Source organism: Streptomyces sp. NPDC091376, assembly GCF_044757085.1.
GTDB classification, from domain to species: Bacteria; Actinomycetota; Actinomycetes; order Streptomycetales; family Streptomycetaceae; genus Streptomyces; species Streptomyces pratisoli.
This window is the reverse complement of sequence record NZ_JBIVUF010000006.1, coordinates 215,044-234,516: the sequence shown is the minus strand read 5'-3', so window position 1 is coordinate 234,516 and position 19,473 is coordinate 215,044. Positions and strand designations below refer to the sequence as shown.

Here is a 19,473-nt window from a genome sequence, read left to right as displayed (position 1 = left end):
CAGGTCAGGATGCTGGGGCCGCGTCAGGACGTACGGCGGCCGGAGCCGCCGGCGCGTGCCAGGTGGCGCCGAGCGTCAGGCCCCGCTCGCCCGCAGCATTCCCTCGCGGTCGACGATCTTGACGCGCTCGCGGTCCTCGGCCGTCCCGAGCGCGCGCTCCGCCTCGTCCAGCCGGTACCAGCCCTGCCACGTCGTGTAACGGACGTTCGTGCGGTCGAGGAACGCCACGACCGCCTCGGGGTCGGGCGCGGACGGCGTGCGCAGACGGCCGCTGCCGTGGTCGTCCAGCAGGCTCGCGACCGTCTCGTTGGCGTCGCCCTTGGTGTGGCCGATGAGGCCGACGGGGCCGCGCTTGATCCAGCCGGTGACGTACGTCGACTGCATGTGTTCGCCGCTCTCCATGACGCGTCCGGCCTCGTGGGGCACCGTGCCGGTGTCGAGGTCGAAGGGCAGCTTGGGGAGTTCCTCGGAGAGATAGCCGACCGCCCGGTAGACCGCCTGTACGTCCCAGGTGCGGAACTCGCCGGTGCCCTCGACGTTGCCCGTGCCGTCGAGCGCGGTCCGTTCCGTGCGCAGACCCGTCACCCTGCCGTCCTCGCCGACGACTTCGGTGGGGGACTCGAAGAAGTGCAGGAACAGCTTGTGCGGCCGGTCGCCGGTGTCGCGGATCGCCCAGTTCTCCAGCGTCTTCGCGACCATGTCCGCCTGCTTGTTGGCGCGGCGCGTGGCGATGGAGCCGTCGTCGTAGTCGATGTCCTCGGGGTTGACGATGACCTCGATGCTGGGGGAGTGGTCGAGCTCGCGCAGCTCCATGGGGCTGAACTTGGCCTGAGCCGGCCCGCGCCGTCCGAAGACGTGCACCTCGAGCGCCTTGTTGGCGGCGAGCCCGGCGTGGACGTTCGGCGGGATCTCGGTCGGCAGCAGCTCGTCGGCCGTCTTGGCGAGGATGCGCGCCACGTCGAGCGCGACATTGCCGACGCCGAGTACGGCGACCTTCTCGGCCTCCAGCGGCCAGGTGCGGGGCACGTCCGGGTGGCCGGCGTACCAGGACACGAAGTCGGCCGCGCCGTACGAGCCGTCGAGGCCGATGCCGGGTATGTCGAGCGCGCGGTCGGCGTTCGCGCCCGTGGAGAAGATCACCGCGTCGTAGAACTCGTGAAGATCGTCCAGGCCGATGTCGTTCGGGTAGTCGACGTTTCCGAACAACCGTATCTGCGGCTTGTCGAGCACCTGGTGGAGGGCGGTGATGATGCCCTTGATCCGTGGGTGGTCGGGGGCGACGCCGTACCGGATCAGCCCGAACGGGGCGGGCAGCCGCTCGAAGAGGTCGATGGACACGCCGGGGTCGGCGGCGGCCTCGGACTTCAGCAGCGCGTCGGCGGCGTAGATCCCGGCGGGTCCGGCTCCGACGACAGCTACCCGCAGGGGGCGGGGCATGAGTGATTCCCTTCGAGCGACAACGGCGGTCTCGACCGCCATCCTCGCAGGAGGAATGCCTGCTCAAACACCAGGTCCCCGTCTATGACCTCATAAGCCGGGCTTATGACATCTCAAAGGGTGCCTTGACGAGGATTCCGTTTTCGGTCGTCGGCCCGGCCGGCGCGCCGCCGGAGACGGCCCTGACTCTTGACTGAGCACCGTCATAATGGCGGGGTGACTCCCGCCTCACCACCCTCCCCGCACTCCACGGCGTCCTCGTCCGCCTCGGCCACGTCACGGCGTACTCGCGTCGTCATCGTGGGCGCAGGACCCGCCGGACTCACCGTCGCCAACATCCTGCGCACCGCCGCCGTCGACTGTGTGGTCCTGGAAACCGAGACCCGCCCGTTCATCGAACAGCGGCCCCGCGCCGGCTTCATCGAGGAATGGGCGGTGCGCGCCCTGGAGCGGCGCGGACTGGCCGACCGCCTCCTGGAACACGCCGAGGCACACGGCGAGTTCGAGTTCCGCTTCTCCGGTCGGCGACACCGGTTCCCCTACGGCGAACTGTCGGGCCGGCGTCACTTCGTCTACCCGCAGCCCCTGTTGGTGACCGACCTGGTGCGGGCGTACGCGGACGACGCGGGCGGCGACATCCGCTTCGGCGTACGGAACGTCGCACTGCACGACATCGACACCGACCGGCCCTCGGTGTCGTACACCGACCCGGAGACGGGCGAGCGGCGACACCTCGACTGCGACGTCATCGCCGGCTGCGACGGCGCACGCGGAGTGACACGCACGTACATGCCGTCCGAGCACTCCACCGTCGCCCGGCACGACTACGGCGTCGGCTGGCTGGCCCTCCTCGCCGAAGCACCTCCGTCCAGCGACTGCGTCGTCTTCGGCGTCCATCCGCGCGGCTTCGCCGCCCACATGGCACGAAGCCCCCAGGTGACCCGCTACTACCTCGAATGCCCGCCCGGCGACGACCCGGAGAACTGGCCGCATGAACGCGTGTGGTCGGAGCTGCGCCACCGGCTGTCGGCGGACGGGGCCCCGCCGCTCACCGAGGGCCGGCTGATCGAGAAGCGGGTGCTGGACATGCACAACTACGTCGTGGAACCGATGGCGTACGGCCGGCTCCATCTCGCCGGCGACGCGGCCCACCTGGCCGCGCCGATCGCCGCGAAGGGCATGAACCTCGCCCTGTACGATGCCCTGCTGCTCGGCGACGCGCTCGTCGCCTACTGCGCCACGGGCGACAGCACAGGGCTGAGCGAGTACTCGGCGTCGAGCCTGCGGCGCGTATGGCAGTACCAGGAGTTCTCGCAGTGGCTCTCGGACGTGCTGCACGGTGCCTCGTCGGGCGACCCGTTCCGCGCGGGCGCCGCGACCGCACGGCTGCGGCGGATCTTCGAATCGCCGGCCGCGGCGGTCGCCTTCGCCGAGCTGTACATCGGCAAGGAGATCGACTGCTGACCGGACCTTCGGGCGGACCTCTGACCGGACCTTCGCACGACGTCCGGCCGAGCCCCACGTACGCCTGCCTGCCGTGAGGCCCTCGCACGCCTGAACTGCCGCGGACCCACGCCCGGCTGCCGACTGGCACCCCCTGTGCCGCGCCCGTCACGCCACCATGGGCCGGTCGGTCGAGGCGATCGGAAACGGCAGGACGGTCGAACCGGTCAGATAGCGATCCGTCGCCGCCGCCGCGGCCCGCCCCTCCGCGATGGCCCACACCACCAGGGACTGACCGCGCCCCGCGTCACCCGCGATGAACACGCCGTCGGTACGGGCCCGGCGCGCCGCCTGCCCCTCCAGGCCGTCCAGCGCCGCCCGCCCGGCCACCGGTGCGGCCGGTGCGGCCGCGAAGCCGGTGTCCCGGGCGAAGTTCCCCCGGTCGTCCAGCCCGAGCCCGAGCTGCCGCATCAGCCCGGAACCCCGCTCGGGCCCGGAGAAGCCGAGGGCGAGCAGGACCAGCTCCGCGGGCAGCACCCGCTCGGTGTCCGGCAGCGGACTTCGCGCCGCGGGCTCCACCTCCGTCAGGCACAGCGCGCTCACATGACCCGCCGCGTCCCCTTCGAAGTGAAGGGTGGCGGACGAGAACAGCCGGGGATCCGTCCCTTCGCGGCCCCTGGCCTCCGCATGCGCATGGGAGATCCGGTAGACCTTGGGATGCGTCACCGGCCAGGGCTGGCCGTCCGGCCGCGCCTCGCCCGGCTCCGGATTGATGTCCAGCTGCACCGCCGACACCGCGCCCTGCCGCAGGACGGTGCCCAGACAGTCCGAAGCGGTGTCCCCACCACCGATGATCACGGCGTGCTTGCCCTCGGCGGTGATCGGTGGCGAGCCGTAGTCGCCCTCCTGGACGCGGTTGGCGAGGGTCAGATAGTCCATCGCCTGGTGGACGCCCTGCAGCTCCCGACCCGCTACGGGCAGTTCGCGGCGCTCCGTCGCGCCCACCGCGACGATCACCGCGTCATGACGCCTGCGCAGCTCGGCGGCGTCGACATCGGTGCCGACGTCGACACCCGTGCGGAACTTGGTGCCCTCTTCCCGCATCTGCTCGAGACGGCGGTTCAGATGGCACTTCTCCATCTTGAACTCGGGAATGCCGTACCGCAGCAGTCCCCCTATCCGGTCCGCGCGCTCGTAGACGACCACGGTGTGACCGATCCGCGTGAGCTGCTGCGCCGCCGCCAGCCCGGCGGGTCCCGAACCGATGACGGCGACGGTCTTGCCGCTCAGCCGGTCCGGCGGCTGCGGCGGCGTGTACCCGCGCTCCCAGGCCTCATCGGCGATGGTCTGCTCGACGTTCTTGATCGTCACGGGATCGGCGTTGATCGCCAGCACACAGGCGTCCTCGCACGGCGCAGGGCACAGCCGCCCGGTGAACTCGGGGAAGTTGTTCGTCGCGTGCAGCCGCTCGGCCGCAGCCTGCCAGTCGCCCCTCGACGCGTACGCGTTCCACTCCGGGATGAGATTGCCCAGCGGGCAACCGCTGTGGCAGAAGGGCACGCCGCAGTCCATGCAGCGCGTCGCCTGCTCGGACACGAGAGGCAGCAGCGCCTGCCCCGCGTAGACCTCGCGCCAGTCGTCGAGCCGTGCCTCGACGGGGCGCGGCGGCACGGATCGCCGGGGGATCCTGAGGAAGCCGCGTGGGTCGGTCATGCGCCGCCTCCGTCGCTCACTCGCAGTGGATTAACGACGTTCCGACCAGCGTACGCCTGCTGCGCAGGGCTCCGTGGTGCGCCGGGAACCCGAGGCTCCGCCACCGCTCACCGGCCCGGCAGGCCCGGCCCCATGCGAGCTGACTCGGCCCGGCCCGGCCCGACGCGATCTGACTCGCCGGTAACCGCGCGAGGGTGAAACGGGCCGCCCGGTTCCCCCACGGCACCGTGCCGTCCTTCACAGCGAGGGCAGGCAACGCGGTCGCCTCACTCACCGTATTGCCAGGTGAGATCCGCGCGCCGCCGCTGGTGCGCGCGCGGGGCCCGACCGAGGAGCAGCCGTACATGAGCGAAGACACCACACCGCCCCGCTCGCGCCGCGGGCGAGGCACGAAGCGCCGACGACTGGTCGACTACCCGCGGCAGGGCAGAGAGGGGGTCCGCCGCTGGCTCCCCTCGTGGAAACTGCTCCTCGGCACCCTCACGACGATCGTCGGCGGGCTTGTGGCCCTCTTCGCCGCCGTCTACGCCTACGTCGACGTTCCCAGCGAGAACGCCGCGGCGCGCCAGGAAGCCAATGTCTACTACTGGGCCGACGGCAGCCAGATGGTGAGCGTGGGCGCCGTGAACCGGCAGAACGTGCCGCTCGCGAAGATCCCCGTCTCCGTCCGCAACGCCGCCATCGCGGCGGAGAACGCCACCTTCTACTCCGACTCCGGAGTCTCCTTCTCCGGACTCGCCCGCGCCGTCGCCAACATGGCCCGCGGTCAGGAGACCCAGGGCGGCTCCACCATCACCCAGCAGTACGTGAAGAACACCTACCTGTCGCAGGACCAGACACTGTCGCGCAAGGTGCAGGAGTTCTGCATCGCCCTGAAGATCGACAACCGCAAGTCCAAGGACGAGATCCTGCAGGGCTACCTCAACACCAGCTGGTTCGGCCGCGGTGCGTACGGCATCCAGGCCGCCGCCAACGCCTACTACGGCGTCGGCGTGGACAAGCTGAACCCCAGTCAGAGTGCCTTCCTCGCCGCACTGTTGAAGGGCGGCAACGACTACGACCCCGCGGTCGGCGAGAACAACCGCCGCCGCGCGGTCGAACGCTGGTCCTGGATCCTGGACCGCCAGGTCGACCTGGGCCTGATGAGCCCGCAGGAACGCGCGCGCTACAAGACATTCCCGGCGCCCCGTCAGCAGTCCAAGTCCACCAATCTGAGCGGCCAGACCGGATACCTCGTCGACATCGCCAAGCGCTACGTCAAGAAGCAGACGAAGCTGACCGACGCCGACCTCGACCGGGGCGGCTACCAGATCCACACCACCTTCGACAAGGCCGCGGTCCAGCAGCTCGAACGCTCCGTCCAAGCCGTCCTCAGCCGCGACATCAAGCCCAAGACCAGGGAGGCCGATCGGTACGTCCAGGTCGGCGCCGCCTCCGTACGACCGGACGACGGCGCCATCGTCGCCGTCTACGGCGGCCCCGACGCGACCACGTACTTCACCAACAACGCCGACACATCCGGCGTCCCCGCGGGCTCGGTCTTCAAGCCCTTCGTCCTCGCCGCCGCGCTGCAGCACGGTGCCGTGGCCGAGGACGGCTCCGTGCAACGCGTCTCCACCGAGAGCCGCTTCGACGAGAAGGGAAGGCTGACCGCGGACCTGCCGCCGGTGCGGGCCGACGGCACGTTCATCTTCCCGCCGGCCCGCACCGGCCGTTTCCCGACCCTGCGGGAGGCGATGGCCGCCTCCGCCAACTCGACGTTCCTGCGCCTCGGTTCGGCCACGGGGCTGGCGCGCGTGGAGGACATGGCCGTGGGAGCCGGGATGCTCAGGAGCAGCATGGCGCCCCGCACCAAGGAGTTCCCCCTGGGCACCTCCTCGCCGAGCGCGATCCGGCTGGCCGGCTCGTACGCGACCTTCGCGAGCGAGGGCACGCGGCACGAACCGTACTCCGTCACCAAGGTGCTCCTGGGCGACGAACCCGTCGCCGGCCTCGGAGCTCCGCCGGCGCGGCGCGTCATGGACCCGGAGGTGGCCGTCGGCATCACCTCGGTCCTCCGGGACGCGGCCCTCGGCACCGAGGCGGCATCGGCGATGGCGACCCTCGGCCCCTTCTCCGGAGCCTCGACCGGCCGTAACGACACCCAGCGCGCCGCGTGGTTCGCCGGTTACACCGAGAACCTGTCCACCGCCGTGACGATGTTCCGCTCCCAGCCCGGCAAGCCCCTGCTCCCCATGGCGGGCACGGGCGGGAAGGACACCCTGCGCGGAAGTGTCTTCCCGGCCAGGATCTGGTCGGACTACATGACGAAGATCTCCCCGCCCAGGTCCGACGACGCGCCCGCGGAGCCGGCACCCACCTCCACGGGAGCCGCGTAGCAGGTCGACCGGTGCCGCACGGCAGTGAAGCGGGTTCTTCCGAGGGAGCGCGACCCTCGCCGGCCGGGGCCGGTGTGATGACGTGGTTTTGGGGGCGAACGAGTGACGTAGCGGACGCGGCGGAACCGCCCCGGCTCACGATGCGCCCTCAGTGGTGTCAGTGACGCAACCCTGGAGGCTTCCATGACCGCTGAGCCCCTTCTTTCGCTGTCGTCGGTGCTGTCGGACGCGGGGATCGACCCGTATCGGTTCCCCGGCGCGCGTGACTCCGACGGGCTGTACTCCGCGATGTCGCGCGACGAGGACGATCTCCTGCCGCCGGAGCAGGAGGAGCGGCTGCCGATTCCGCTCGCGGCGCACGACAGGCGCCGTCTGGACCTGCACTCGGCCCTGACCACGACGGGCGTCGCCCCGCGGCCCGGTGATCTGGACGCCATCAACATCCTGTGCGCGCTGGACGACAGGACGGTCGCGACCGTCCTGCGCTGGATCACCGTCGCGGGCCCGAGGCCGGCCCGCGCCTGTTGACCGGTCCCCGCGGCCGGACGGTGCTCGGCCACGCGGAGTCACGGAGAGCGGAACCCGGTTCACCGCAGGCGCGCCCGCGGTCGCAATGGCGGCCGCGGGCGCGCTCGTGTGTGCCGCCAGGAGTGTCCCGGCGCACGGCTTTACAATGGAAAGATATGTGAGGTGCGGTGACTCGGCGAAGGCGGGACGGGGGGTCGGTGATGAGGCGTCAGCCCTACCACCACGGCGACCTGCGCAAGGCGTTCATGGACGCCGCGGTCGACGCGATCGCCGAGAACGGCCCGGGCGCGATGAGCCTGCGCGAGCTGGCTCGCCGCACGGGCGTCTCCCACGCCGCACCGCAGCACCACTTCGGCGACAAGGCCGGACTGCTCACCGCCGTGGCCTGCGAGGGCTTCGAGCTCCTGGCAGAGGCCCTCCAGGACGCCGGGGACGAACTGCTGGACGTGGGCGTGGCCTACGTGGACTTCGCCGTGAGGCACCGGGCCCACTTCGAGGTGATGTTCCAGCCGAGCCTCTACCACGCCGACGCGCCCGACGTTCTTGCCTCGCGCGACCGGGTCCGGGAGGCCCTGGAGGGCGGGCTCGGCCGCCTGTCGGCGAAGCGCGGCGAATCTTCGTACGCGCCCGTGGCCGCCTGGTCGATCGTGCACGGCTTCGCCACGCTGTGGCTGGCCGGAGCCCTGCCGCCGGACCTCGGTGACGACCCCGAGGCGGCGGCGCGACCGGTGATCAGGATGCTGTTCGACCGCGGGCAGTAGTTCCAGCGCAGCGACCCGCAACGCCTTCGCACGTGAGCCGGATCGGCCGAGCTTCCGCACGCCTTGTAGAGCGTGTGCCCACTGCTGTCAAGTCCCGCTTTTCCGGTACGTGACGGCGCTGTGGGAACGGGGGCGTACTGGTGCTGCGGGCCTCGCGTGATGGTGACGGGGCGGCGCATCGAGACGGATTCCCCGAAACGGGTCCGTCGGTTCTCGCCCCGGGATTCCGGGGGCCTCAGCAGCCTCTGTGCACGTCGAAGGGAAAGTCCATGACTCGCATCATTCATTCTCACAACGCGCTCCGGCCGAGCCGGCGGCGCTTTCGTCTCGTGGTGATCGCCGCTTCGGCTGCGGTGTTCTCCGGGGGTGTCGTTCTTCCTGCATCCGCCGCGGTTCCCAGTACCCCCGTCGTGGGTCTTGTCGCCGACGGCGGCGCCGGCGGCGCAGGTGGTGCGGGCGGCGGCAGTCTCACCGGCCCCGGTGGTTCCGGCGGTGCCGGTGGCTCCGGCGGTGGCAGCGTCACCGGTGACGGTGGCGACGGTGGCACCGGGGGCCGGGGAGGCAGCAGCGTCACCGGGCCCGGCGGTGGCGGTGGTGGAGGCGGAGGCGGCGGCACCAGTGTCACAGGTGACGGTGGCGACGGCGGCGGTGGTGGCAGAGGTGGCAGCAGTGTCACCGGCAATGCCGGCGGTGGTGGCTCCGGTGGCGGCGGTGGCAGCAGTGTCACCGGCGAGGGCGGTGGCGGTGGCTCCGGTGGCGGCGGCGGGAACAGCCTGTTCGGCGACGGAGGCCCCGGCGGCGAAGGCGGTGCCGGAGGCTTCAGCTTCTTCGGCCCCGGTGGCGCGGGTGGCACCGGTGGTGCCGGAGGTTTCGGCATCTTCTGACCGTCGGATGCCGACGGCCGGGGGTGGAGGTCGTCACGGCCTTCACCCCCGGACCCCCGTACAGACCCCTGACCTCATGTGATGAAAGTGGAGAATCCTGATGTCCAGTAGTTGGTGGCAGCGTTCGCTCGTCCTGGCGGTGGCCTCGGTGGCCCTTGCCACCGGCACGGCATGCGTCGCGCAGCCCTCTCAGGGCGCCGCGGCAGGCATGAGCCTCTCGGCCGGCCCCGATGAGCTGCTCGATCGTCTTGCGAAGTGCGGCAGTGGTGGAGAAGGCGGCAGGGGCGGGGAAGGCGGTGAGGGAGGCCGCGGCGGCGAGCCCGGCCAACCGGGTGAGCCCGGCGAGCCCGGTCAGCCCGGCCGCACCGGCGCCTCCGGTTGCTTCCGTATCGGAGACCTGCCGGACAAGCCGCAGGGCGAACTGTCGGAGACCGACAAGGCGTGGATCGTGCTCGCCGTGCTGTCGGGAGAAACGACGCGAGCCGAGGTCGCGGAGAAGTACCGGATTCCCGAGGACGAGGTCGACACCTGGAAGCGACAGTTCCTGAATGACGACGCCTGGTCCGCGTTGTTCGGACCGGACCCCTTCACCGCGTAGAGACGGAGAATCGCATGCGTGGGAACTCTTGGACACGCGGAATCGGCCTCATCGCCTCGGCTGCCGTGATCGGCGGTGCCGTGCTGGCGCCCACGGCGATGGCGGCGCCCACCTCGCAGCCCACCGCGGCGGTGTCGACGGCCCGGAATCTGCCGACCGAAGACGACGACGAGGCGAAACCGGGCCGAGTCACCGTCGGCGAGGGAAGCCTGCGCGTCGGCGACCGGATATGCGCGGGGAACTGCAACGGGAGCGCCAACGGCACCAGCGGCTCCAACGGCGGTACCCGTGGCGGCATTTGCGCCGGCCTGTGCAACGGCAGTGCCAACGGCGGCAACGGCACGACCGGCGGGCCGGGCCGTGACGGCACGAACGGCGGCAAGGGCGGCATCTGCGCCGGGATCTGCAGGGGCAGCGCGAACGGCGGCGCCGGCGGCAACGGTGGAGACACGGCCGGCAGCGGCGCCGGCGGAGACGGCGGCCGCGGTGGTGACGGAGGTGTCTGCGTCGGTATCGGCTGCAGGACGGATTGAGGCCGCTGGCCGGCCGTCCCCCACGAGGCCGTGGTGATGTGAGGGCGGGCGTTCCGGCCCATGTCATCGGCCCTCCGAACCACGCCCGTAACACGGTGAGTTCCGCCTTGCCGAGCCGCGAAGCGCAGGTCTAACCTCGGCGGATGACCTTGGAATGGGAACAGGTAATCGTTCACTCGGTAGATCCCGTGACGTTGGGCCGGTGGTGGGCCGAGGCTCTTGGCTGGGTGGTGGTCCACTCCTCTGACGACGAGTTCGAGATCCGCCCGTCGCCGGATCGCCTGCCGGGGTTGGACTTCGTCCGGGTCGACGAGAAGAAGACGGCGAAGAGCCGACTGCATCTCGACTTCAGGCCTGATGATCAGGACGCCGAGGTCGCTCGTCTTGTGGCCCACGGCGCACAGCGCGTCGACATCGGCCAGGGCGACCAACCGTGGGTTGTCCTGGCCGACCCCGAAGGCAACGAGTTCTGTGTCCTTGGCGAGCGGCGTCCGTAACCGGACCGACTTGCTCTCGAACAACGCTCATCGCCGGCTTGACCATGGTGCGGGGCCCGCGAGTCGCGGGCCCCGCACTTCGTCGGTGGGGATTCGGCAGCAGCCCGTCCACCTCGGTGGAGCGCAGATGGGCGCCGGGGCGCAGGCGTTCTCTGATTCCGCGGCCGCGTCCGTAGACCGATAGGACATCCGCCTGAAAAGGCAGAGGCGAGGAGAACCTTCTCCTCGCCACTCTCAACTTATAGCGCGTCGGGGGGCTTGCCGCAAGACCCGGGTCACGGCGCAGAATCGTCGCTCGGTGCCGACAACCTGCGGAAACAGGGACACCGGCGTGCGTGCGTTGTTGTCCACGTATGGAGGACGCGGTGACGTCGAACCAGTCGTGGGACCGGCAGAGGGAAGCAACCAGGGATGAGGACGTGCTCGACAAGAGGTTCGGCGGAGTCGGAGGGGCCGGTGAGTCGATCGGCCACCGCAGGGCAACGGAGCGCGGCTGCCTCGGAGGTATCGCAGTGACTGAGCAGTACGTGTTGGATCTTCAAGAGGTCGACGGGACGAAGGTCGCGCTCGTCGGCGGCAAGGGCGCGCATCTGGGCGTGCTGACGCGGATCGACGGCATCCGCGTACCGGGTGGCTTCTGTGTGACGACGGACGCCTTCCGGCGGGTCATGGAGGAGGCGCCGTCGATCGGCGGTCTGCTCGATCAGTTGGCGCGCTTGAACCCGGACGACCGGGAGGCGATCCGCACGCTCAGCGCGCAGATTCGTCGGACCATCGAAGGGATCGCCATGCCGGGCGATCTCGCGGTGGCGATCACCGGCGCGCTCGGCCGGCTCGGCGAGCAAGCCGCCTGCGCCATCCGGTCCAGCGCGACGGCCGAGGACCTGCCGACGGCCTCCTTCGCCGGCCAGCAGGACACGTACCTGAACGTCGTGGGGCCGACGGCGATCCTCCAGCACATCAGCCGGTGCTGGGCCTCGCTGTTCACCGAGCGGGCCGTGATCTACCGCCGGCGCAACGGCATCGACCACCGTACGGTCCACATGGCCGTGGTCGTGCAGCGGATGGTCTTCTCGCATGCGGCCGGCATCCTGTTCACGGCCGACCCCGTCACGGGCAACCGTAAGGTCGCCACGGTGGACGCCGGCTTCGGACTCGGCGAGGCCCTCGTCTCCGGACTGGTGAACCCCGACGTCTTCGCGGTGCGAGACGGCGAAGTCGTCGCCAGGACGATCTCCGCCAAACAGCGTGCCGTTCACGCCCTGCCGGCCGGCGGCACGCGGGAAGTGGCGATCGACTCGCAGCGGCAGGAGCAGCCCGCGCTGACGGATGCGCAGGTCGTGCGGCTCGTGCAGCTCGGGCGACGGATCGAAGCGCACTTCGGCCGCCCGCAGGACATCGAATGGTGCCTGGCCGATGACGGCTTCCAGATCGTGCAGAGTCGGCCGATCACGACACTGTTCCCCATCCCCGAGTCCGGCGACCAGGAGAATCACGTCTACGTCTCCGTCGGTCATGGGCAGATGATGACCGACCCCATGAAGCCGCTCGGGTTCTCCATGTGGCAGCTGACGGCCATGGTGCCGATGCAGGAGGCCGGCGGACGGCTGTTCGTCGACGTCACCCGGCGCCTGGCCTCGCCCGCGAGCCGCGCCGGCCTCCTGGACGCCTTGGGCAAAGGCGATCCGCTGATCAGGGACGCTCTGGAGACCGTCCTCGACCGCGACGGTTTCGTCCCGTCGCTCCCGGACGCGGGTCCCGGCGGGCCGCCGGCCGGCGGCCCGCCGGGACCCGTCGAGACCGATCCGGCCGTCGTCACCGCGCTGATCGAGCGCAGTCAGGTGTCCGTCGCCGCCCTCGAGCGCGACATCCGGACGAAGACCGGACCGGCGCTCTTCGACTTCCTGCTGGAGGCCTTCGAGGAGCACAAGCGGGTACTCGGCGATCCGCTGAGCCTTCAGGCGATCATGGCGGGGATGGAGGCCACGTGGTGGCTCAACGACAAGCTGCAGGAGTGGCTGGGCGAGAAGAACGCGGCTGACACACTGACGCTGTCCGCCCCCGACAACGTCACGTCGGAGATGGGACTGGCGCTGCTCGACGTCGCGGACGTGATCCGCCCGCACCCGGAGGTGGTGGCGTTCCTGCGGGGCGTCGAGGACGACGGCTTCCTGGACGAGCTGGCGAAGCTCGCGGGCGGGGCCGAAGCGCGCGACGCCATGGAGACCTACCTCGACCGGTACGGCATGCGCTGCGTCGGCGAGATCGACATCACGAGGCCACGCTGGCGCGAGCGCCCCACCACGCTCGTGCCCGTCATCCTCGACAACGTCAGGAACTTCGAGCCCGGCGCCGCCGGGCGGCGCTTCGAGCAAGGGCGGCAGAAGGCACAGCAGAAGGAACAGGACGTGCTGTCACGTCTGCGGGCCCTGCCGGACGGCGACCGCAAGGCCGACGAGGCCAAGCGGATGATCGACCGGGTCAGAACCTTCATCGGGTACCGGGAGTACCCGAAGTACGGCATCGTCAGCCGCTACTTCGTCTACAAGCGGGCCCTGCTGGAGGAGGCCGAGCGCCTCGTGCAGGCCGACGTGCTTGCCGAGAAGGAGGACGCCTTCTACCTCACGTTCCAGGAACTCCACGACGTCGTGCGCTCCCAGCAGGTGGATCACCGGCTCATCCAGCAGCGCAAGGACGCGTTCCGGTCGTACCACGCGCTCACACCGCCCCGGGTGCTCACCTCGGACGGCGAGGCCGTCACCGGGACGTACCGGCGCGACGACGTGCCGGCCGGCGCCCTGACCGGCCTACCGGTGTCCGCCGGGACCGTCGAGGGAAGAGCCCGCGTCATCCTTGACATGGCGGATGCCGATCTCGAAGCGGGCGACATCCTGATCACGCCCTTCACGGACCCCAGCTGGTCGCCGCTGTTCGTCGGAATCGCGGGGCTGGTGACGGAGGTGGGCGGCCTGATGACCCATGGGGCAGTGATCGCCCGGGAGTACGGCCTGCCGGCGGTCGTGGGCGTGGAGCAGGCCACCCGGCTGATCCGGGACGGGCAGCGGATCCGTGTGCACGGAACCGACGGGTACGTCGAGATCCTGCCGTGACCGGGCACACCGAGCAGCCTCGTCCGTGGCTTCCGACCGGACAACGCCCGGCAGTGGACGACCGGCTGAGGTCGTAAGGGAGGGCGTGAGGGACGGCGTGAGGGAGGGGAGTGGTACGGGCCGTACGGAGGTGGTGCTCGTGCGCGCCCCCGGGTGGGAGGCCACGACCGCCGAGGTCTGCCGGGTCCATGTGCGCCCAGCCCTCAGGCTCACCACCAGAGCGGTCAGGCCCACGGCGGCCACCGCGGCGCCGAAGACCAGCGTGGTGGTGAACAGTCCGTGGCGCACGGTCAGCAGGCCGGCCAGTACGGCAGGCAGGCTCATGGCGAGATAGCTCAGCACGTAGTAGGCGGCCAGTGTGCTCGCGCGGTCCGCGGTGGCGACGCCGGCCAGAACGGTGCGCAGCGCTCCCTGGGACACCGCGCCGAAGCCGGCACCGGACAGGGCCGTACCCACGAACAGCGCGACCAGGCTGTTCATCTGGAGGCTGAGCAGGATCAGACCGACACCGGGGAGCACCGCTGCGGCCCCGAGCGACAGGGGCGTGGTGGCGGTCAGGCGGCCCACGGCCCATACGGACACGACCGCGCTCGCCGTCAACGTGAAGAAGAGGAGGCCTCCGACGGCCTGCGGGGCCTCCGGGTCCATCAGCCGGGCCAGCCCCGGACCCAGGGACGAGGAGAATCCGCCGAGGGACCAGACCGCCACCACACTGGGTGCCGCGACGAGCATCGCCCGGCGCGCGGATGCCGGCACCCTGACCGCGGGGCGCAGTGAGCGCAGCGCTCCGGGCCGGCGCCCGGCGGTCTCGGAAGTGAGGGTCAGGGCGAGAGCCTGAAGTACGAATACGCCCAGCAGCGTCAGATGGGCCGTCGGGCCGGGCGCTGGGACGAACTGGACCAGGAACGTCGAGCCGAGGACGCCGAGGGCCATGCCGGCCATGGGGGCGACGCTGTTGGTGAGGGCGGCCCTGCCGGCCCGCCCCGGATGCTCCAGGTCGAGCAGCGCCGCGCCCACGGCACTGGTCGCGATGCCGGTCGCGAGGCCCTGCAGCACACGGGCGAGGAGCAGCTGGCCGACGCCACCGGCTGTGGCGATCAGCGCCATGGCCGTGGCCTCGACGGTGAGCGCGCCCAGCAGGACCGGGCGGCGGCCGAGGTGGTCCGAGAGGGAACCGGTCACCAGCAGGGCGAGCAGCATGGCGAGGGAGTACGCGCTGAAGACGATGGTGAGCGTCAGGGAGGAGAAGCCCCACCGGTCCTGATAGAGGGCGTAGAGGGGAGTAGGGGCGCTTGATGCGGCCAGCAGGGCGACCAGGATCGAGGCATCGAGGACGAACGATGAGCGCCTGGCCAGTCGCGTGCGGCGGGGCCGGAGTGCTCCCGGAGCGCGGTCCATGACTTCCTTTCGTCAAGCTAAAGCAGTTTCTTTGCTTTAAGTAGCATATCCCGTGCGGGCACCCTAAAGCGAATGCTCAGCTTTAAGGGGGGTGGTGGGGGTGTATCCCCCGGGGCCTCGGACCGCCGCCGGGCCGAGATACCGTTTCGTTATCGTCCGGGCCAGGTCCGATCACATCGCGGACGCAGCATCGGCGACCATGACCGCGCACGATGCAACGCCTTCCCCGACCCGATCCCCCTCTCGCATGAGCCCCGCAGGCGACGCCGAACCCGGCGCGGGCGGAAGAGGTGCCCCGCCGGAGGAAGGTGCCGCGCGGGTCTTCCGCGGCTCGCCGACGCCGATGGACGGCGGGAGAGCCTGCTGTGGGTAGGCGTGCCACCATCCCTGAAGGGCGCGGAAGGATTCGCCGCCGGGCCCGGCGCCGCACCATGCTCACCAGAACGGCACTCGGCGCGTTGCTCGCAGGGTCGTTTCTCGGCGGTGCCGCTCTTGCGCGCTGCGACGGCGGCGCGGAGCCCGCGTCCGCGACCGGCACCGTCCGGCCGCCGGCGACCCCGAAGGCCGCCGCGCCCACCACCGGTCGGCCGAGTCCCGGCCCGCACCGTCCGTCGGCGTCGGCCGAGCCGACGAAACCGCCCGAGGTCCCGGCCTCCGGTTCAGGCACCTTCACCACGGCGCGGGCCTCGGGCGACGCGGTCGGTTCGGGACCGCTGCGCCGCTACCGCGTCCAGGTCGAGGACAGCATCGGCATGTCCGCCGAAGAAGCGGCCGCGGAGATCCAGATGATTCTCGCCCACAAGCGCAGCTGGGCCGCGCACGGCCGCGGTACCTTCCAACTGGTCTCCGCCGACGCCGACTTCGTCATCAAGATCGCCACCCCTGCCACTGCCGACCGGCTCTGCGGGGCCCAGGGCCTCGACACCGGCGGTGAGCTGAACTGCGAGACCCTGGAAGGCGTCGTGGTGAATCTGCGCCGCTGGATGCTGGGCTCGCCGACGTTCGACGGGACGCCGGCCCAGTACCGGCACCTGATCATCAACCATGAGATCGGGCACGAGATCGGCATCCGCACGCACCTGCGCTGTTCCGGCCCGGGGCGGCTTGCGCCGGTGATGATGCAGCAGATCAAGGGGCTGAACGGCTGCCTGTCCAACGCCTGGCCGTACGACAGGGACGGAACGTACGTCACGGGCCCGGCCCTTGGGTGAGGCACGGACCGTGACGCCCGGTTCCGGCCTCGGTGTCGTCCGCGCATCGTTCGCGCCCTGCGCCAGACGGCCGGCATCCGCATCATGCGCATGTCCACGAGCCGGTTCGCCGAGCGCAGTTCCGCGACGATCCACAGGGACACCAGGGCGACGGCGGCGATCACGAGGCCGGTCACCGGGGCGGAACTCCAGCGTCTCGCGGGGGCCCGGAAGTGCCGGGAGCGGTCTCGCGTGACACACGGCGGGTCGGCGACGGCGGAGCGACGGGGGCCGCGAGAAGCAGGGCCGTCGTCCGCGCGCGCCAACCCTTGGTTCGCACGCGCGCGCCAACCCATGCCTCACACGCGCGTCGCCGGCCGTGCAGAGGCCGACCCGTCGGCTATGCGGATGCCGCCCCGTCGTCCGGGCTGCCGCTGCCTTCGTAGGAGCCGAGGCCGTCGACGAGGTCGGCGATCTCGGGGTGGTCGGCGAAGCGGTCGGTGTGGACCTTTGCGATCTTGTCGCCGATCTCGGGGTCCTCGTCGTCGGTGAGGTCGAGGGAGACCATGTTCTTCACCAGCGGGAGGCCGACCTCGTCGATCTTGCGGTGCAGCGGGGCGTACATGTAGGTGCGGTAGGCGTCGACGTCCTTGAGGACGTACATGGCGCCGTACTCGAACTCGCCGCCGAAGTCGCGGCCGACGACCCACTGCTCGACGACATCGAGCTCCCGGCCGAGCCGGCGCAGCAGTTCGAGCGCGTGGTCGACCTGATCCTTGGGGGCGTCCGGCTTCATGGCGATACGGATCTGGTGGTAGATCATGCTGGCCTCATCCTCCGGAGACTCATTGACGCAACAGGTTGTTGCGTTTAGAACGCTACCAGTGCACGCCGCCTAAGTGCAACACATCGGTGCGTTTGTGGCGGAACGGGATGGGCCCAGCACTGATCGTCGGCTTGGTCCGGTCGGCATGGAGATGTCGGCCTGATCGCGTCGGCTCGGTTGTGCGGGAGCCGCTGCCGCGTCCCCTGGCGGGCGGCCACGGTCAGGCGAGCAGCTCGCGGGCCTCCCGCCACATCTCGGTGACCACCTGGCCGGCAGGCTTCTCGGTGGCCAGCGCGGCGCTCTGGCCGGCCCAGTGGCCGGCAGGGTCCATGCCGCTCGCGTTGCCCCGCCGCCACTGGCTGACGAGCCGCAGCTGGTCCGGGAACGGTGCGGGAACCGCCGCGCCGGGCTCGCTCCATGCCTTGAGGTAGGCGGTGGGCGCGGCTCTGGCCAGGCGACCGGTGTAGGCGCGGGTGGTCATCGTGGCGTCGGGTGCCAGGCCGTTCAGTGAGGCTCTCCACTCCGGGCTGGTGCCTGCCTCGGGGCAGCGCAGCAGGGCGGTGCCCACCTGGACCGCACTGGCCCCCAGAGCCAGCGCGGCGGCCACTCCCCGCCCGTCGGCGATGCCTCCGGCTGCCACGATCGGCACGCGCAGATGATCGGCGAACCAGGGAAGCAGGGCGAACAGTCCGACGTTCGTGTGCTCGGCCTTCTCCTGGTCGAAGCTTCCTCTGTGGCCCCCTGCCTCCATTCCCTGGGCCACGATCGCGTCCGCACCGGCCTCTTGGGCGGCGAGCGCCTCGTCGAGGGTGGTGGCGCAGGCGAACCAGGCGATGTCCTTGTCGTGGAGCCGATGCACGTACGCCGGTTCGAAGAGTCCCATGATGGAGGAAACCACCGTGGGGCGGGCGGCGAGCATGGCCTCGCATTGCTCCTGGAACACGGGCGGCTCGGATGCGGCGGGCGCGCCCGGAGTGCCGAACCGGCCGAGGAACGTCCGGGCCTCCTCTGTGAGTTGCCGTCGCCGTCCCGGGTTCGTGCCGGTCCGCTCCGGAATCCAGACGTTCAGTTGAAAGGGTCCGGAGGAACGAGCCCTGAAGCGATCTGCCCATGCCGCGATGCGATCCGGCGTGTCCAGCAGTACGCCGGCGGCACCCATACCCCCGGCCTCCGCCACCGCGGCGGCGAGTTCCGGAGGGGAGGAACCCGCCATCGGTGCCTGGACGACCGGCAGTTGCATGCCGAACCTGTCGCAGAACGTATGTGCTCGCTGCTGCCCTGCCATCATCGATCTCCTTGTCGCGAAAACCGGTCGACTCCGACTGGGCGCGGAATCGCCGCTCGGCCGGGACGACGACGCACCGCCGCGTGGACGAGTCGACTGCTGATGCGCCAGGAGGTGGAGTGCGCGCGAGGGTTGACCTTGCGTGACTGTCGACTGCATCCCGTCCCTTTTAGTGCTTTTTACCCTAAATGATTGACTGTCGGATGATCCGGATCTAGCGTTGCAAGCGAGATGGCTCGTAGAGGCTTCAACCAATTAGGTCCCTCGGTATCTCGAAGGCCGGTCGGATGCGCGACCTGAACGCCGCGGTCCGGGCGGAGGGGTGGTGTCGCGGAGCCGCAACCGCCGTACTGCGACGGCCGAGTTGCGGAAGTCCGGTGCTGATTCCCGTCTGTACCTCGCTCGCGACCTGCATGAGGCGGCGTCGGTTTCCGTCGTGCGCAGGCGTGGACGCGGGCGCGGTGCCGGTGCCGGACAGGGCCGCGGGTGCCACCCGCGCGCCGACCCGGAGGGTCGGACGCGCGCCGGGTCCGGAAGTCCCGGGTCGGCAACACCCACTCATCCCTGGAAGGGAAGAATCATGAGCGGAATCGTGTCCAGGCTGGGGGTCCTGGCTGCCGCACTGTTCGCCGCGCTCGTCCTCGCGCTCACCGGTGTCGGCGCCGGCACGGCCGCCGCGGCTGATGCGCATCACGTCGACGCCGGATACTCCGGCATCGACAACGGAGCGCACGGCAGCGCCCATTACGGCGACTTTGCGCACTTCGGCCATGACCGCGGTGGCCATGGCGATCACGGCGATCACGACGATCACGGTGGCTATGGCGACTACGACGACTACGGCGACTGGTGAGGTGACACCGGGTCCCGCTCCCGCTGGGCGGGGCCCTCG

At 70.6% G+C, this 19,473-nt stretch carries 15 protein-coding genes and 1 pseudogene; 11 read left to right on the top strand and 5 right to left on the bottom strand.

Annotated elements, in window-relative coordinates:
* Positions 1–75: 75 nt before the first annotated feature.
* Positions 76–1,437 carry an FAD-dependent oxidoreductase gene (locus tag ACIQMR_RS15380; protein WP_401386333.1) on the bottom strand — a complete coding sequence of 454 codons (1,362 nt, stop codon included), beginning with the start codon at positions 1,435–1,437 and terminating at the stop codon, positions 76–78.
* Between the two features lie 216 nt (positions 1,438–1,653).
* On the opposite strand from ACIQMR_RS15380, the gene ACIQMR_RS15375 reads away from it, so the two are divergent.
* Positions 1,654–2,901 (top strand): 4-hydroxybenzoate 3-monooxygenase, encoded by a 1,248-nt coding sequence (locus ACIQMR_RS15375; protein WP_401386330.1) that lies wholly within the window; start codon positions 1,654–1,656, stop codon positions 2,899–2,901.
* Positions 2,902–3,048: 147 nt separating this feature from the next.
* Here the strand turns inward: ACIQMR_RS15375 and ACIQMR_RS15370 are convergent, their stop codons facing one another.
* Positions 3,049–4,593 (bottom strand): glutamate synthase subunit beta, encoded by a 1,545-nt coding sequence (locus ACIQMR_RS15370; RefSeq protein WP_401386327.1) that lies wholly within the window; start codon positions 4,591–4,593, stop codon positions 3,049–3,051.
* 344 nt (positions 4,594–4,937) lie between these two features.
* Between ACIQMR_RS15370 and ACIQMR_RS15365 the strand changes: the two genes are divergently transcribed.
* The 8 genes from ACIQMR_RS15365 to rph all read left to right on the top strand — a co-directional run bounded on the left by ACIQMR_RS15365 (position 4,938) and on the right by rph (position 13,882).
* Positions 4,938–6,971 (top strand): transglycosylase domain-containing protein, encoded by a 2,034-nt coding sequence (locus ACIQMR_RS15365; RefSeq protein WP_401386324.1) that lies wholly within the window; start codon positions 4,938–4,940, stop codon positions 6,969–6,971.
* A 183-nt stretch (positions 6,972–7,154) separates the two neighbouring features.
* Positions 7,155–7,499, top strand: coding sequence for a hypothetical protein (locus ACIQMR_RS15360; protein WP_401386321.1), 345 nt, complete (start codon positions 7,155–7,157; stop codon positions 7,497–7,499).
* Positions 7,500–7,699: 200 nt separating this feature from the next.
* On the top strand, positions 7,700–8,260 hold the full coding sequence (locus ACIQMR_RS15355) for a TetR/AcrR family transcriptional regulator (protein ID WP_401386318.1): 561 nt from the start codon (positions 7,700–7,702) through the stop codon (positions 8,258–8,260).
* A gap of 410 nt (positions 8,261–8,670) precedes the next feature.
* Complete coding sequence (locus ACIQMR_RS15350) at positions 8,671–9,144, top strand: hypothetical protein (protein WP_401386316.1); 474 nt, start codon at positions 8,671–8,673, stop codon at positions 9,142–9,144.
* Positions 9,145–9,244: 100 nt separating this feature from the next.
* Positions 9,245–9,742, top strand: a complete 498-nt coding sequence (locus ACIQMR_RS15345; protein ID WP_401386313.1) for a DUF1153 domain-containing protein — start codon at positions 9,245–9,247, stop codon at positions 9,740–9,742.
* 14 nt (positions 9,743–9,756) lie between these two features.
* On the top strand, positions 9,757–10,275 hold the full coding sequence (locus ACIQMR_RS15340; protein ID WP_401386311.1) for a hypothetical protein: 519 nt from the start codon (positions 9,757–9,759) through the stop codon (positions 10,273–10,275).
* A 143-nt stretch (positions 10,276–10,418) separates the two neighbouring features.
* Positions 10,419–10,772 (top strand): VOC family protein, encoded by a 354-nt coding sequence (locus tag ACIQMR_RS15335; RefSeq protein WP_401386308.1) that lies wholly within the window; start codon positions 10,419–10,421, stop codon positions 10,770–10,772.
* Between the two features lie 512 nt (positions 10,773–11,284).
* Entirely contained in the window at positions 11,285–13,882 is a 2,598-nt protein-coding gene (gene rph, locus ACIQMR_RS15330; RefSeq protein WP_401386305.1) for a rifamycin-inactivating phosphotransferase, read from the top strand.
* Positions 13,883–14,212: 330 nt separating this feature from the next.
* Here rph and ACIQMR_RS15325 read toward each other — a convergent pair.
* Positions 14,213–15,280: pseudogene (locus ACIQMR_RS15325) on the bottom strand (MFS transporter); the annotation flags it as partial.
* 431 nt (positions 15,281–15,711) lie between these two features.
* Between ACIQMR_RS15325 and ACIQMR_RS15320 the strand changes: the two are divergent.
* Entirely contained in the window at positions 15,712–16,491 is a 780-nt protein-coding gene (locus ACIQMR_RS15320; protein WP_401386302.1) for a DUF3152 domain-containing protein, read from the top strand.
* 379 nt (positions 16,492–16,870) lie between these two features.
* On the opposite strand, the gene ACIQMR_RS15315 is transcribed toward ACIQMR_RS15320, so the two are convergent.
* Positions 16,871–17,293 (bottom strand): Dabb family protein, encoded by a 423-nt coding sequence (locus ACIQMR_RS15315; RefSeq protein ID WP_401386299.1) that lies wholly within the window; start codon positions 17,291–17,293, stop codon positions 16,871–16,873.
* A 223-nt stretch (positions 17,294–17,516) separates the two neighbouring features.
* Positions 17,517–18,581 (bottom strand): NAD(P)H-dependent flavin oxidoreductase, encoded by a 1,065-nt coding sequence (locus tag ACIQMR_RS15310; RefSeq protein WP_401386296.1) that lies wholly within the window; start codon positions 18,579–18,581, stop codon positions 17,517–17,519.
* Positions 18,582–19,161: 580 nt separating this feature from the next.
* Between ACIQMR_RS15310 and ACIQMR_RS15305 the strand changes: the two genes are divergently transcribed.
* Positions 19,162–19,434: a hypothetical protein gene (locus tag ACIQMR_RS15305; RefSeq protein ID WP_401386293.1), complete on the top strand. Its 273-nt coding sequence runs from the start codon at positions 19,162–19,164 to the stop codon at positions 19,432–19,434.
* Positions 19,435–19,473: the final 39 nt, after the last annotated feature.